General features: G+C 72.3%; 10 protein-coding genes. 6 read left to right on the top strand and 4 right to left on the bottom strand.

Annotation, left to right across the window (positions count from 1 at the left end):
• Positions 1–47: 47 nt before the first annotated feature.
• Positions 48–860, bottom strand: coding sequence for a collagen-like domain-containing protein (locus ABD999_RS29315; protein WP_271275690.1), 813 nt, complete (start codon positions 858–860; stop codon positions 48–50).
• Between the two features lie 198 nt (positions 861–1,058).
• On the opposite strand from ABD999_RS29315, the gene ABD999_RS29320 reads away from it, so the two are divergent.
• From ABD999_RS29320 to ABD999_RS29330, 3 genes are all read left to right on the top strand, one after another.
• Entirely contained in the window at positions 1,059–3,077 is a 2,019-nt protein-coding gene (locus ABD999_RS29320) for an adenylate/guanylate cyclase domain-containing protein (RefSeq protein ID WP_271275689.1), read from the top strand.
• A 34-nt stretch (positions 3,078–3,111) separates the two neighbouring features.
• A complete protein-coding gene (locus ABD999_RS29325; protein WP_148035179.1) occupies positions 3,112–3,774 on the top strand; it encodes a Crp/Fnr family transcriptional regulator in 663 nt (220 codons plus the stop codon).
• Positions 3,775–3,840: 66 nt separating this feature from the next.
• Entirely contained in the window at positions 3,841–5,280 is a 1,440-nt protein-coding gene (locus ABD999_RS29330; RefSeq protein ID WP_271275688.1) for an MFS transporter, read from the top strand.
• Between the two features lie 9 nt (positions 5,281–5,289).
• On the opposite strand, the gene ABD999_RS29335 is transcribed toward ABD999_RS29330, so the two are convergent.
• Both ABD999_RS29335 and ABD999_RS29340 read right to left on the bottom strand, forming a co-directional pair.
• Positions 5,290–7,161, bottom strand: coding sequence for an ABC transporter ATP-binding protein (locus ABD999_RS29335; RefSeq protein WP_271275687.1), 1,872 nt, complete (start codon positions 7,159–7,161; stop codon positions 5,290–5,292).
• A 34-nt stretch (positions 7,162–7,195) separates the two neighbouring features.
• A complete protein-coding gene (locus ABD999_RS29340) occupies positions 7,196–9,247 on the bottom strand; it encodes a PhoX family protein (RefSeq protein ID WP_271275686.1) in 2,052 nt (683 codons plus the stop codon).
• A 124-nt stretch (positions 9,248–9,371) separates the two neighbouring features.
• Here ABD999_RS29340 and ABD999_RS29345 point away from each other — a divergent pair, with 124 nt between their 5' ends.
• A complete protein-coding gene (locus ABD999_RS29345) occupies positions 9,372–9,809 on the top strand; it encodes a sterol carrier family protein (protein WP_148035182.1) in 438 nt (145 codons plus the stop codon).
• On the opposite strand, the gene ABD999_RS29350 is transcribed toward ABD999_RS29345, so the two are convergent.
• Positions 9,806–11,254 carry a hypothetical protein gene (locus ABD999_RS29350; RefSeq protein WP_271275685.1) on the bottom strand — a complete coding sequence of 483 codons (1,449 nt, stop codon included), beginning with the start codon at positions 11,252–11,254 and terminating at the stop codon, positions 9,806–9,808. The genes ABD999_RS29345 and ABD999_RS29350 overlap by 4 nt on opposite strands.
• A 593-nt stretch (positions 11,255–11,847) precedes the next feature.
• Between ABD999_RS29350 and purF the strand changes: the two genes are divergently transcribed.
• Both purF and purM read left to right on the top strand, forming a co-directional pair.
• Entirely contained in the window at positions 11,848–13,284 is a 1,437-nt protein-coding gene (purF, locus tag ABD999_RS29355; RefSeq protein ID WP_148035184.1) for an amidophosphoribosyltransferase, read from the top strand.
• A complete protein-coding gene (purM, locus tag ABD999_RS29360) occupies positions 13,281–14,306 on the top strand; it encodes a phosphoribosylformylglycinamidine cyclo-ligase (RefSeq protein ID WP_148035185.1) in 1,026 nt (341 codons plus the stop codon). Before purF ends, purM begins: the two co-directional genes overlap by 4 nt.
• Positions 14,307–14,474: the final 168 nt, after the last annotated feature.

Consider the following 14,474-nt stretch of genomic DNA (forward strand, 5'->3'; position numbering starts at 1 on the left):
ACGCGAGAAAGGGCCGGTACGCGCCCCGTACCGGCCCTTTCGGTGTGTCAGGAGCTCTTCTTCAGGCACACCACGTAGACGGTGCCGCTCGTCTGGCCATGGCCCTGGATCGTGACGGTCCAGGTGCCGGAGCCGGTGGGGGCGCTGGCGATGACCTGCGTGCCCGAGCTGACGGCGAAGCCGCCGCCGGTCGCCAGGTCACCCTGGTTGCAGTTGGCGCTGGCGCCGCTGCGGGAGAACTGCTGGGTCTTGGTGTAGGTCGTGAAGCTGCCGCCGCCGTCCTTACCGTCCCTGCCCGGCTCGCCCTTCTCGCCCTTCGGGCCCGGGACGCCCTGCTTGCCCTGGGGACCCGCCGGCCCGGTGTCACCCTTGGGGCCCTTGTCGCCCTTCTCACCCTTCGGCCCCGCCGGGCCGCTGTCGCCCTTGGGACCGGCCGGGCCGGTGTCACCCTTGGGGCCCTTGTCGCCCTTCTCACCCTTCGGGCCCTGCGGCCCGGCGTCGCCCTTCGGGCCCTGGGCGCCCTGCTTGCCCTGGGGGCCGCGCATGCCGCGCGGGCCCTGGGCGCCGGTGTCACCCTTGGGGCCCTGCGCCCCGGTGTCGCCCTTGGGACCGGACGTGACCGCGGTCTGGGTCACCGTCTCGCCACCGCCGATCTTCATCCGGATCTCGGCCGGCTTGCACTTGCCGGACGCGTTGATGATCCGGACGTACCGCGACTTCTTGTGCACGCAGGCCGTGACCTCGCCGGCCGCGGCCGCGGCCGCGGCGGTGGTGGTGGCGGAAGAGGCGGTGGCGGCGCCCCCCACGGTGAGAAGTGAGGCGGCCAGCGCGCCCACCGCGGCCACGCGCAGAATCTTCATCGAATGGTCCCTCTCAGATACGGATGTTGCTCATGGTTCTCACGCGTCAACCGTTCCAATGGATGACAGCTCTCACATAACGTGTCGATTACGAAACAGTGCGTGACAATATGTTCTGACGTTACTTGACCTGTCATGAAGGTTGATGCGCGTAAAAAGACGCATTGGCAGGCCCGGTCCCGCGGGGATAATCAGGGCGTGCCGACGCCCGCGCCTTACCTTCCTCCCGCCACCCAGCCGGTGCGCGGGGTCGTCTGGGTGATCCACCTCTCGCTGCCGCTGCTCGGGTTCTGGCTGCTGCTCGCGCAGCCGCACCTGAACGTCGAGTGGCAGCACAACCCCAGCCATTTCTGGATGATCGTGATCGTCGCCGGGCTGAACGTCGGGCTCGGCACGCTCATCAGCGAGGCCTCGCGCAAGCGGCAGGACGCCCGCCTGTTCCTGGTCTCCATGGTGTTCATCAGCAGCGCGGGCTTCTTCTTCCTGCACGGGCTGGCCACCCCGAAGGTGATCCTGCCCACCGGGTCGCTCGGCTTCGACCTGGGGCAGACGGTCGGGCTGACGATCGCCTCCGGGTTCGCGTTCGCCTCGGCGCTGCCGCTGGGCGAGCGGGCGGCCGGCCAGGTGTTCAGGGCGCAGCACGTGATCCGCGGCGTGCTCTTCGGGTTCATGGCGCTGTGGGGGCTGGCCTCGCTGGTCCCGGACGTGACCCCGCTCAGCCGGCCGCCGCTCACGGACCCGGTGGTCTGGGTGGTGTGGCTGTCGGTGCCGGGGCTGGCGCTCTACGCGGCGGCCGCCGTGATGATGTTCGTACTCCACCGGCGGCGGCCGTCGGCCATGCTGATCAGCCTGATCACGGCGTACGCGCTGCTGGCCGAGTGCATGATCGCCGGGATGCCGCAGCTCAACTGGCACCTGACCTGGTGGGAGTGGCACGTCCTGCTGACGTTCGCCTTCGGGTTCGTCGCCTACAGCGCCTACCTGCAGTTCAGGCGGGAGGGGTCGAGCGCGGGGCTGTTCGACTCGGTGGCGCTCTCGGCGACCGTGCGGCGCATCCAGCGCGACTACGACCGCGCGCTGGAGGAGCTGGTCGAGCACGTGCGGCGGGGCGAGCCACTGGCCGCCTCCCGGCTGTCGGGCAAGTTCCGGCTGAGCGAGGGCCAGGCGGCGGTGCTCGACCGGGCGGGCCGGGCGCTGGCCGACGAACGCGAGCTGTCCGAGCGGCTGGGCGCGCTCGTCGACGTGAGCGCCCAGACCCGCGTCGGCCTGCCGGAGCAGGCGTTGCTGGCCGCGGCGCTGGACCGGGTCAGGCAGGCGTACGGTGACGTGCGGATCGGGCTGGTGTCCGACGGTCAGGCGCAGATCGGGTCGCGCTCGTACGAGTTCCCCGGCGACGTCCCCGTCAGGGGGGACGGCCGCATCGCCTTCCCGCTGACCGTCAAGAACCGGCTGGCCGGTGTGCTGGAGGTGCCGATCGGCCGCACCGAGCAGGACGAGGCGCTGGCCGCCACCCTGGCCGGGCAGCTGTCCATCTCGCTGGAGAACGCCCGCCTCTACAGCGAGCTGCACACGCTCTTCCGGCAGTACATGTCGCCCGACGTGGCGAACGCGCTGCTCGCCGACCCGGCCCAGGCCGAGCTGGGCGGCCAGGTCAAGGAGGTCACCGCGCTCTTCGCCGACCTGAAGGGGTTCACCTCGTTCTCCGAACGGGTCGCGCCGGGCGAGATCGTGGAGATGCTCAACCGCTACCACACGGCCGCGGTGCCGTGCGTCCTCTCCAACGGCGGCACGATCGTGCAGTTCGTCGGCGACGCGATGCTGGCCCTGTTCAACGCCCCGGCCACGCAGGAAGGGCACGCCAGGGCCGCCTGCGCGGCCGCGCTGGCGATGCAGCGGGCCGCCGCCGAGGTGGCCGAGGAGATGGCGTGGCGGCGGACCGGCCAGGAGCCGTGGCCGACGTTCCGGGTGGGGGTCAACACCGGGCCGGCGCTGGTGGGCAACATCGGCAGCCCGGAACTGCGCGGCTTCAACGCGATGGGCGACTGCGTGAACGTCGCCTCCCGGCTGGAGTCGCTGGCCGAGCCCGGCACGGTGGTGATCGGCTCGGCCACGCTCAAGGGTCTCGGCGACGGCGTGACCGTGCGGCCGCTGGGCAAGCTGAGCCTGAAGGGCAAGCAGGAACTCGTCGAGGCGTACGTTCTCACGTCAATGCGATAGCTACGACGCTCGTCGTACGGACATAATCGGGCGCATGAAGGCAGAGCCGGGCGAGTTCCTCTCCATGCTCACCGACGACGAGATCGAGGCCCTGCGCGCGGCCGGACGGCCGCGCAGGTGGGACCGCGGGGCGACGGTCATGTCGGAAGGCGACACCTCCGACTGGGTGCTCGTGCTGACCGAGGGCCGGGTCAAGGTGTCCTCCCACACCAGCGGCGGCACCGAGGTGGTGCTGGCCGTGCGCGGGGCGGGCGGGCTGCTCGGGGACATGTCGAGCATCGACGGCTCGCCCCGCTCGGCCACGGTGACGGCGCTGGAGCCCATCTCCGGCATCGTCGTCCGCGACTTCCCCGGCTTCCTCCAGGAGCACGGGCGGATCGCGGTGCTGCTCATGCGGATGGTCACCGACCGGCTGCGCGACTCCGACCGCAAGCGCATCGAGTACGGCGCGTTCGACACCACGGGCCGGGTGGCCACCCGGCTGATCGAGCTGGCCGAGCGCTACGGCGAGAAGACCAACAGCGGGGTGCGGGTGGCGCTGCCGCTGTCGCAGGACGAGCTCGCCGGGTGGACGGGCGCGTCCAGGGAGGCGGTCAGCAAGGCGCTGCGCACGTTACGCGACCGCGGGCTGATCGAGACCGGGCGGCGCCGGGTGGTCATCCACGACCTGGAGGGACTGCGCAAACGCGCTCGGTGAACAGAATTCTAGAATACCCCTCACCCAGCTGACCGCGGACGTACGTCGTACGTCATAGTGGAAGGCATGGTCGCCGTCTCCCCCGATCAGGCCCGGTTACGTTACGCGTGGCGTGTGTGCTCGGTCACCAGTCTGGGGCTGATCCTCATCGGCATGGCCGGCAGCACGCTCAACGTGGCGCTCCCCACCGTCGTGCGCCACTTCCACGCCACCCCGTTCCAGTCGGGGTGGATCCTGCTGGCCTTCCTCCTGACGAACACCGCGAGCCTGATGTTCTTCGGCCGGGTCGCCGACCTGCTCGGCCGGCGGGAGGTCTATCTGGCCGGGTTCGCCCTGTTCACCCTGGCCTCGCTGCTGGCCGGGTTCTCGCCGGACGTGTGGTTCCTGGTCGCCATGCGGGTGCTGCAGGCCGTGGGCGCGGCCATGATCCTGGCCAACGGCACCGTCATCATCACCGAGGCCTTCCCGCCCGACCGGCTGAGCCAGGGCATGGGCGTCTACATGGGCACCCTGTCGGTCGCCCAGCTCGCCGGGCCCACGCTGGGCGGGCTGATCGCGTCCACCGCGGGCTGGCAGTGGATCTTCTGGGTCAACGTGCCCGCCGGGCTGGCCGCGGTCGTCTGGGGAGCGGTCACGCTGCGCAAGATGCCGCGCGGGCCCCGGCGCCCGGTGGACGCGCTGGGCAACGCGCTCGTGTTCTCGGCCCTGTCGGCGGTGCTGCTGGCCCTGTCGGAGGCCGGGTCGGGCGGGCTGACCAGCCCGGTGGTGCTGGCCGGGGCCGGCGTGTTCGCGTTGCTGGTGCCGCTGATCGTGATCGTGGAGCGGCGGGCCGCCCACCCGGTGCTCGACCTGCGCCTGTTCGGCGGGCGGATGCTGGCTTGCGCGAACCTGGCCTCCTTCTGCAACGCGGTCGCCAGGGCCTCGCTGATCCTCGTGGTGGCGCTCTACTTCCAGGCGGCCCGAGGACTCGGCCCCTTCGAGGCCGGGCTGAGCGTGCTGCCTGTGCCGGTGGGCATGGGGCTGGCCTCGCCGATCGTGGGCGCGCTCGGGCGCAGGGTGTCGCCGTACGCGCTGAGCATCGGCGGGGCCCTGATGAGCTCCGCCGGGCTCGGCGCGCTCCTGCTGGCGACCGACCCCGGCACCCCGTACTGGGTGATCGGGCTCGGGCTGTTCGTGGCCGGCTGCGGCAGCGGGACCTTCCTGACCGGCAACACCACCCAGGTGATGGGCGCGCTGCCGAGCGGGAGCCTGGGCGTGGTGAACGGGTTCCGGCTCATGGTGATGAACGTCGGCGTGGTGCTCAGCGTCGGGCTGTCGCTGAGCGTGCTCGGCAGCGCCGTCGGCCCCGAGGTCCGGGCCCAGGTGTACGCGGGGACGCTGTCACGGCTCTCACCGGTGGCGCTCGACCAGCTCATGGCCGGCTTCCAGCGGACGTACGCGGTGCTGTTCGCGGTCGCCCTGGCCGGCGCCGCCCTGGCCGCCCTGGCCCGCTCCCCCCGCCGCTGAGCCGCGGGCTCACACGGCGACGACGGGCTCGGCGAACTGGGTGCGGTACAGCTCCTCGTAACGGCCGCCGGCGGCGAGCAGCTCGGCGTGCGTGCCACGCTCGGCCACCCGACCGTCCTCGATGACCAGGATGACGTCGGCGGCGCGGATCGTGGACAGCCGGTGCGCGATCACCACCGCGGTGCGCCCGTCGAGCGCCTCGGCCAGGGCCTCCTGCACGGCCGCCTCGTTGGTGGAGTCGAGCGCGGCCGTGGCCTCGTCCAGGATGACCACCCGCGACCCGGCCAGCAGCAGCCGGGCGATCGTCAGCCGCTGGCGCTCGCCTCCCGACAGCCGGTAGCCGCGCTCGCCCACGACCGTGTCCAGCCGGTCGGGCAGGGACTCGATCAGGTCGCCGAGCCTGGCCCGGCGCAGCGCGTCCCACAGCTCCTCCTCGGCGGCGTCCGGCCGGACGAACAGCAGGTTGTTCCTGATCGTGTCGTGGAACAGATGACCGTCCTGGGTGACCATGCCGAGCGTCCCCCTGATGGAGTCGGCGGCCAGGTCGCGCACGTCCACGCCGCCGATCCGCACCGCGCCCGCGTCCACGTCGTACAGCCGCGGGATGAGCTGGGCGATCGTCGACTTTCCCGCGCCCGACGAGCCCACCAGGGCGACCGTCTGGCCGGGCGCGGCGGTGAAGGAGACGCCGTGCAGCACCTCGACGCCGCCGCGGGTGTCGAGCGCGGCCACCTCCTCCAGCGAGGCGAGCGACACCTTGTCGGCCGACGGGTACGCGAAGCGCACGTCGTCGAACTCGATCGACACCGGCCCCTCGGGCACGGCCCGCGCGTCCGGCTTCTCCTTGATCAGCGGCTCCAGGTCGAGCACCTCGAAGACGCGCTCGAAGCTGACCAGCGCGCTCATCACGTCCACCCGGGCGCTGGCCAGGGCGGTCAGCGGCGAGTAGAGCCGGGTGATCAGCAGTGCCAGCGCCACCACCGAGCCCGCGTCCAGCCGTCCGGCCAGCGCGTAGAAGCCGCCCAGCCCGTAGACCAGCGCCAGGGCCAACGACGAGACCAGCGTCAGCGCGGTGATGAACGCCGACTGGGTCATGGCCGTGCGCACCCCGATGTCGCGCACCCGCCCGGCCCGCGCCGCGAACTCGGCCGACTCCCTGACAGGCCGGCCGAACAGCTTCACCAGCGTCGCCCCCGGCGCCGAGAAGCGCTCGGTCATCTGGGACCCCATGGCCGCGTTGTGGTCGGCGGCCTCCCGCCGCAGCCGGGCGATCCTGGTGCCCATCCGGCGGGCCGGCAGCACGAACACCGGGAGCAGCAGCAGCGCCAGCAGCGTGATCTGCCACGACAGCGAGATCATGACGGTGATCGCCAGCACCAGCGTCACCACGTTGCCCACGACGCCCGAGAGCGTGTCGGTGAACGCCCGCTGCGCCCCGATCACGTCGTTGTTCAGCCTGCTCACCAGCGCGCCCGTACGCGTCCTGGTGAAGAACGCGACGGGCATGCGCTGCACGTGGTCGAAGACCGCCGTGCGCAGGTCCAGGATCAGGCCCTCGCCGAGGCCGGCCGACAGCCAGCGGGCCACCAGCCCCAGCCCCGCCTCGGCCAGGGCCAGACCGGCGATCAGGCCCGCCAGCCCGATCACCACGCCCACCGGCTCGCCCGCGCCGATCGCGTCGAGCACCCGGCCGGCCAGCACCGGCGGGGCCACCGCCAGCGCCGCCATCACCACGCTCAGGCCCAGGAACAGCGTCAGTTTCCGGCGGTGCGGCCGGGCGAACCCCCACACGCGGCGGAGCGTCGCCTTCGAGATCTGGCGACGCTCCGGTTCGTTGTTCAGTGAATACAGCTGATGCCAGGCAGTCACTTCCATGCTCATGGCATGGAGGCTAAAACCTGAACCTCTCTTTAGGTCAAGCGCCGATCTTCTTGCCGCGCTCGTGCCAGACCACGGCCACCGACGGCCGCGGCTGGCTGCCCTCGCCGTCGGGCCAGCGGCTGGCGGGCCGGTCGGGCGTCGCGCCGTCCGCCTCGCCGGGGTGCTGCACCGCGACCCACACGCTGAGCTGGTCGTCGCTGATCAGCGGACCGCAGGTCTCCGCGGCGACCGGCACGGTGAGGAACTGGCGTACGTAACCGCGCTCCTTGCCCTTGACCGGCATCACGAACAGGCCGTCGTTGGTGCCGAGGGCGTTGCCGTCAGTGGAGATCCACAGGTTGCCGTCGGGGTCGAAGGCCAGGTTGTCCGGGCAGGAGATCGGCGACACCTTGGTCTTGTCGAACCCGGCGAAGTAGGTCGAGGGGTCGTTCGGGTCGCCGCAGACCAGCGGGACCGACCAGGAGAACTTCTTGGCCGCCGCGTCGTCGCGCTGCTCGATCAGCTCCACCACGTGGCCGTGCTTGTTGGCGGCGCGCGGGTTGGCCTCGTCCACCTGGGCCGGGGTGCGGTTGGAGTTGTTGGTCAGCGCGATGTAGACGCCGCCGGTGACGGGGTTGCGCTCCATGTCCTCGGGGCGGTCCATCTTGGTGGCCGACACCTTGTCGGCGGCGGCGCGGGTGTAGACCAGCACCTCCGCGGCGGTCATGCCCTCGACGAACGACCTGTCGCCGCTCACCAGCGGGATCCACTCGCCCGAGCCGTCGAAGGCGCCGTCCGACGGCAGCCTGCCCGAGCCGTCGAGCTCCTCCTTCGGGCTGTCGCCGGTGAACCTGGCGACGTACAGCGTGCCCTCGTCCAGCAGGGTGCGGTTGTGCCGGTCGTGGCCCTTGATGTAGCGGCCCTTGGAGACGAACTTGTAGACGTACTCGAAGCGCGAGTCGTCGCCCATGTAGGCGACCAGGCGGCCGTCACGGGAGATCGTCGTCGTCGCGGCCTCGTGCGCGAAGCGGCCCAGCGCGGTCCGCTTGATCGGGGTCGAGTCCGGGTCGAACGGGTCGATCTCCACGATCCAGCCGAACCGGTTGACCTCGTTCGGGTGCTTCTCCAGGTCGAACCGCTCCTCGATGCGGTCGAACCGGCGGCCCGCGGTGCCCGACGGGATGCTGTAGCGGGTGATGTACGGCTTCTGCGCCTCGGGGACCTTGTCACCGTTGACGAAGTACTGGTTGAAGTTCTCCTCGGCGGTCAGCACCGTGCCCCACGGGGTGGTGCCGCCGGCGCAGTTGTTGAGCATGCCGACCGGCTTGACGCCCTTGGGGTCGGCGGCCGTCTTCAGCAGGTCGCTGCCGGCGGCCGGACCGGAGAACCGCATCGGCGTCGACACCGTGATCCGCCGGTTGTAGCGGCGGCGCCCGTTGGTGACGAGCTTCCACTCGCCCGTGTTGCGGACCCGCTCCACCTCGACCACCGAGCCGCCGTGGGCCGCCATCGCGATCTTGATCTGCTCCTCGGTGGCCGCCGTCCCGCCGGTGTAACCGCGGAACATCAGGTTCTCGTCGGTGTACTCGTGGTTCACCCACAGCAGCCCGCGGTTGCGGTTCATCTCGAAGAGCGTCACGTAGTCACAGTTGTAGCCGAACTGCATGGCCTGCGCCTCGGCCGTCTGGTTGTCGAAGTCGAACGCGGGCGCGCCCGGCAGCACCGGGTCACCCCAGCGCACCACCGCCGACGACCTGTACCCCTTGGGCACGGTCAGCGCGTCAGCCTTGTTGGGCGCCACCGGCTCGAAGCCGAGCCCGCCCTTGCCACGCGGGGGGCCGGACCTGCCCGGGTCGGCCATCGCCGGGGCCGCCCCCATCGTCACGCCGGCGCCGGCCACCAGCGCGCCCAGCGCACCGGCGCGCAGCACGCCCCGGCGGGACAGCGCCTGCTCGGCCACCTCGCCGAAGTACGGGTTGCCGCTGGTGTTGGCCACGTCGTGCGCGCACTGGTTGCCGCATCGGAACTGACAGGTCATCGCGGATCGGCCACCCTTGTGCGGGGTGGAAAGCAGCGGCAGCAGCCGGCGCGGCGACAGGTTCGCCACAGGGTCCTCCAAGGTTGCGCGGTTCTCCCGCCGGGACGTTACGGTCACCGCACCAACCCGGGATGAACGAACGCCACCGCCTCGATGAACGCTTTACCGTCGCCCGTCAGAGGACAATGGGGCGGTGCCACCACGCAGAATCGACCCCGAGAAGCTGAGATCCGCCCTCGACGACCAGCTCGTCGCGCTCGACCGGCCGCCCTACGACGGGCCCGCCGACGCCCTCACGGGGGCGCTCGTCGCCGCCGTGCTCGCCGCCTACGACCGCGGCCTCCAGCCCGAGCGCTCAGCGGCCCGTCTGGTCGTGCGTCACCTGCTCGACCGGCTCGTCACCGCCGCGCCCGGCCGCACCGTCGAGGTCCGCGTCCCCCCGTACGCTGCCGTCCAGGCGATCGCCGGCCCCCGCCACACCCGCGGCACCCCGCCCAACGTCGTCGAGACCGACCCGCGCACCTGGATCGAGCTGGCCACCGGCCGCCTCACCTGGGCGGAAGCGGTGGCCGCCGGCACCGTCTCGGCCAGCGGCGCCCGCGCCGACCTGTCAGCCCACCTGCCGGTCTAGCGCGGGCCCCGCATCCACGGGATCCGCTCCTCGAAGCACCGGTCCGCGAGGCCCTGGGGCAACCGGCCGCAATCCTGCACGATGTCCCAGAACCAGAGGGACACCGCGCCGAACACCAGCAACGCCAGCACACTGAAGGCGATCCCGGTGATCGCCCTGCCCTTGCCCACCCGCCGGACCAGCGCCATGATGCCGAACACGATCGACAGGATCGCCGTGAGCAGGCCGATGAAGCACACGAACACCAGGAACGGGCTCGCCACCCCGAGCACCAGCGACGCGGTCGCCAGCCCGCTCCCGGGCTGCGCGGCCTGCCACTCGCCGTACCCGGGTCCCCCACCCGGCGGCCCCCCGTACGGACTCGACGGCGACGTCCCCGGCACCGGCCCCTGCTCCCCGTACGGCCCACCCCCGGCTCCCCCGTACGGCGACGGCCCCCCGTACGGCGACGCCGGCCCTCCATAAGGCGACGCCCCACCCTCCGGCCTCCCGTAGGGCGACTCCGCACCCTCCGGCCTCCCGTACGGCGACTCCGCACCCTCCGGCCTCCCGTACGGCGACTCCGCCCCCTCCGGTCTGCCGTACGGCGGCTCCGTGCCCTCTGGCCCGCCCTGAGGCGACTCCGCCCCCTCCGGTCTGCCGTACGGCGAGCCTCCGCGCTCCGGCCCGCCGTGAGGCGACTCCGCCCCCTCCGGTCTGCCGTACGGCGACTCCGCGCCCTCCGGCCCCCCGTGAGGCGGCGCTCCGCGCTCCGGTCCGCCGTGCGGCTCGGGGGCTCCTTCTGCAGTTCCTTCGTGTGGTGGGGTGGCTCCGGGGGCGGTGGGCCGGCCCTCGGAGGGCGGACGGCCGCCGGTGGGTTCTCCGCTCTCGGGATGCTTTCCGCTGTCGGCGAAGGCCCCGCGGCCTTCGCCGTGCGCCCAGTACGGCGGTTGCTCGGCCCCGCGTGGGCCCGGCCCCTCGCCGGTGGCGGGGCGCTGGCCGGGAGTTGCACCGGCTTCGCCCTCGGGCCAGTCCTCGCCGTACCTGGGAGTGTCATCGGGCGGCGGGACACGGTGCGCGCCGTAGGCCTGCGGACCGCTGCCGGGCTGCTGACGGTGCGCGCCGTAGGACTCGCCTTCCGGACGACCCGGACGCGCGCCGTGAGGCTCGTCCCCCTCCGGCCGGCCGGGACGGGGGACGTCGGGACCGCTCTCGTACGAAGGTTCCGCGAACGGCAGGGGCTCACCCGTGGAGGGCTCCTCGAAGCGGGACGGGGTGCGGTCCTCGGGCTCCTCGTAGCGGGACGGGGGCCGGGCACCGGGGGTGGTGGGCTGGTCCTCGGAGGTGCCCTCCCACCCGGGGTACGGCGGAGTGCCGCCAGGGGTGGGATAGGCGCGGCCCTTGTCGTCGTCCCTGGGCGGGACCTCGAACACCGCCGTCCGCTCGGCGTCACTCTCGTCGGGCACCTGGGCGGGTGGCGGCGTCTCCGGTGATTCGGGCAGGTCCGGATGCCGCGGCTCCCCAGGCCCTCCCCCGGGCGCCGGCCCCGGAGAGGGTTCCCCAGGAACGGGACCCGGACCGGGCGAGGGTTCAGGTTCCACGGGACCCGGACCGGGCGAGGGTTCAGGTTCCACGGGACCCGGACCGGGCGAGGGTTCCGGTTCTATGGGACCCGGTTCGGGGCGGTAGGGCCGGTCGGGTTCGGGCACGACGGGAGGCTTAGGAGCGAGAGGTTCCTCACCCTCGCCGGGCTCCTCCGTCCGGCCGCCGTCATCGCCGGCGGCCCCCTGAGGACGCTCGTCCGCGGGGTCATCCGGGGCGCCTTCGGCCCACCAGGGGCGGTCCGGTTCGGGGTGGTCGTTCGGGTCGCCAGGTGTGGTCACGTTCCGCTCTCCCGACGGGGTCTGCATGCCGGATACTTCACCTTTTCGCAGGAGCGGCACTTGAAACCTGACGACACGGGTAACCCCCCGGTCATCTTCCGTCCAAACGGGCGCGGTCCGGCGAGGACGCACCCCGGGTGCGCGAGCACGAAGCCGGCCGACCTAGACTGAACTACGTGCTGAAGGGCGACGGCCGGCTCGGCCATGACCTGGACCCCGACGACCGCGCGCCGAAAGACGCCTGCGGCGTGTTCGGCGTCTGGGCGCCAGGCGAGGAAGTGTCCAAACTCACCTACTACGGGCTGTACGCGTTGCAGCACCGCGGCCAGGAGTCCGCGGGCATCGCGGTCAGCGAGGGCAGCCGCATCCTCGTCTACAAGGACATGGGCCTGGTGGCCCAGGTCTTCGACGAGTCCGTGCTCGGCACCCTCCGCGGCCACCTGGCCATCGGCCACTGCCGCTACTCCACGACCGGTTCCAGCGTGTGGGAGAACGCGCAGCCCACGCTGAGCTCGACCGACGTGGGCGGGCTCGCGCTGGCCCACAACGGCAACCTGATCAACACCCCGGCGCTGGCCCAGCGTCTGGAGCCCGGCACGACCCGGGCGACCACCGACACCGACGTGCTCACCACGCTCCTCGCGCAGGATCGCAGCCGGTCCGTCGAGGACGCCGCCGCCGAGCTGCTGCCGCAGGTCAAGGGCGCGTACTCACTGGTGTTCATGGACGAGACGACGCTCTACGCCGCGCGCGACCCGCAGGGCATCCGCCCGCTCGTGCTGGGCAGGCTGGAGCGCGGCTGGGCGGTGGCGTCGGAGACGGCGGCGCTCGACATCGTCGGCGCCACGTTCGTCCGCGAGATCGAGCCGGGCGAGCTGCTCACGATCGACGAGCGCGGCGTCCGCTCGCGCAGGTTCGCGCTGGCGGAGCCCAAGGGCTGCCTGTTCGAGTACGTCTACCTCGCCCGCCCCGACACGACCATCGCCGGGCGCGGCGTGCAGGTCACCCGGGTCGAGGTGGGCCGGGTGCTGGCCCGCGAGCATCCGGTCGAGGCCGACCTGGTGATCCCGACGCCCGAGTCCGGCACCCCCGCCGCCGTGGGCTACGCCCAGGAGAGCGGCATCCCTTACGGCCAGGGCCTGGTGAAGAACTCCTACGTCGGCCGCACGTTCATCCAGCCGTCGCAGACGATCCGCCAGCGCGGCATCCGGCTCAAGCTCAACCCGCTGCGCGAGGTCGTCGAGGGCAAGCGCCTGGTCGTGGTCGACGACTCGATCGTGCGCGGCAACACCCAGCGGGCCATCGTGAAGATGCTGCGGGAGGCCGGCGCGAGCGAGGTGCACGTACGGATCTCGTCGCCGCCGGTCGCGTGGCCGTGCTTCTACGGCATCGACTTCGCCACCCGCGCCGAGCTGATCGCGGGCTCGCTGTCGGTGGAGGAGATCCGGGCCTCGCTCGGCGCCGACTCGCTCGGCTACATCTCGCTCGAAGGGCTCACCAAGGCCACCACGATCCCCGCCGAGCGGCTCTGCCGGGCCTGCTTCGACGGCTCCTACCCGATCCCGATCGACGAAGACAACGTCGGCAAGTTCGTCCTGGAGAGCAAGGCGTGACCACCTACGAGGCCGCGGGCGTCGACATCGAGGCGGGCGAGCGCGCGGTCGCGCTGATGAAGGACAAGGTGGCCCGCTCGCGCCGCCCGGAGGTGGTCGACGACGCCAGCGGCTTCGCCGGGCTGTTCGACGCGTCGGCGCTGCTGCGTTACCGGCGGCCGCTGCTGGCCACGTCGACCGACGGGGTCGGCACCAAGGTCATGATCGCGCAGCGCTACGGCAAGCACGACACGATCGGCGTCGACCTGGTCGGCATGGTCCTCGACGACCTGGTGGTGTGCGGGGCCGAGCCGCTGTTCATGACCGACTACATCGCCTGCGGCAAGGTCGTGCCCGAGCGGGTCGCGGAGATCGTCGGCGGGGTGGCCGAGGGCTGCCGGCTGGCGGGCGCGGCGCTGGTGGGCGGAGAGACGGCCGAGCACCCCGGTGCGATGGGGCCCGACGAGTACGACCTGGCGGGCGCCGGCACGGGCGTCGTCGAGGCCGACGCGATGCTCGGTCCCGACCGGGTCCGCGAGGGCGACGTGGTGCTGGGGCTGGCGTCGTCGGGCGTCCACTCCAACGGCTACTCGCTGGTGCGCCACGTGCTCAAGCTGGCCGACCTCTCCCTCGACGCGGAGCTGCCCGAGCTGGGCCGGCCGCTGGGCGAGGAGCTCCTGGAGCCGACGCGCATCTACTCGCTCGACTGCCTGGAGCTGGCCCGCACGGTCGAGGTGCACGCCTACGCGCACATCACCGGCGGCGGGCTGGAGGGCAACGTGTCCCGCTCGCTGCCCGGCCATCTGGACGCGGTGCTCGACCGCTCGTCGTGGACTCCTCCGGCGATCTTCCAGGTGCTGGCGGGCCACGGCCGCATCGCGCAGGCCGACCTCGACCGTACGTTCAACCTGGGTGTCGGGATGGCGGCGATCGTTCCGGCGGAGGTCGCCGACGAGGCGGTCCGCCTGCTGGAAGGGCGCGGGCTGCCCGCGTGGGTGCTGGGCGAGGTCGTGCCCGGCGAGGGCCGCGCCCGCTACCGCTGAACAGCTTCCGGTGTGCCGGGCGCTACCGGTTGATCGCGCCCGGCCATCCCGTGTCGCCGGACACGTACACCTCTCACCCGGCACGACGCGAGCGTGACGAAGCCCCACGGGTGGCCCGTGGGGCTTGCGCGCTTCGGGCTGGGCGCCCGGCGGATGCCGGGCACTCGC

Origin of the sequence: Nonomuraea ferruginea (genome assembly GCF_039540635.1) — a bacterium.
Taxonomy (GTDB): Bacteria; Actinomycetota; Actinomycetes; order Streptosporangiales; family Streptosporangiaceae; genus Nonomuraea; species Nonomuraea ferruginea.

Bases quoted from the DNA above. Each gene is read 5' to 3' on its own strand.
- ABD999_RS29315 (WP_271275690.1), bottom strand. From the start codon at position 860: ATGAAGATTCTGCGCGTGGCCGCGGTGGGCGCGCTGGCCGCCTCACTT.
- ABD999_RS29325 (WP_148035179.1), top strand. From the start codon at position 3,112: ATGAAGGCAGAGCCGGGCGAGTTCCTCTCCATGCTCACCGACGACGAG.
- ABD999_RS29330 (WP_271275688.1), top strand. From the start codon at position 3,841: ATGGTCGCCGTCTCCCCCGATCAGGCCCGGTTACGTTACGCGTGGCGT.
- ABD999_RS29335 (WP_271275687.1), bottom strand. From the start codon at position 7,161: ATGAGCATGGAAGTGACTGCCTGGCATCAGCTGTATTCACTGAACAAC.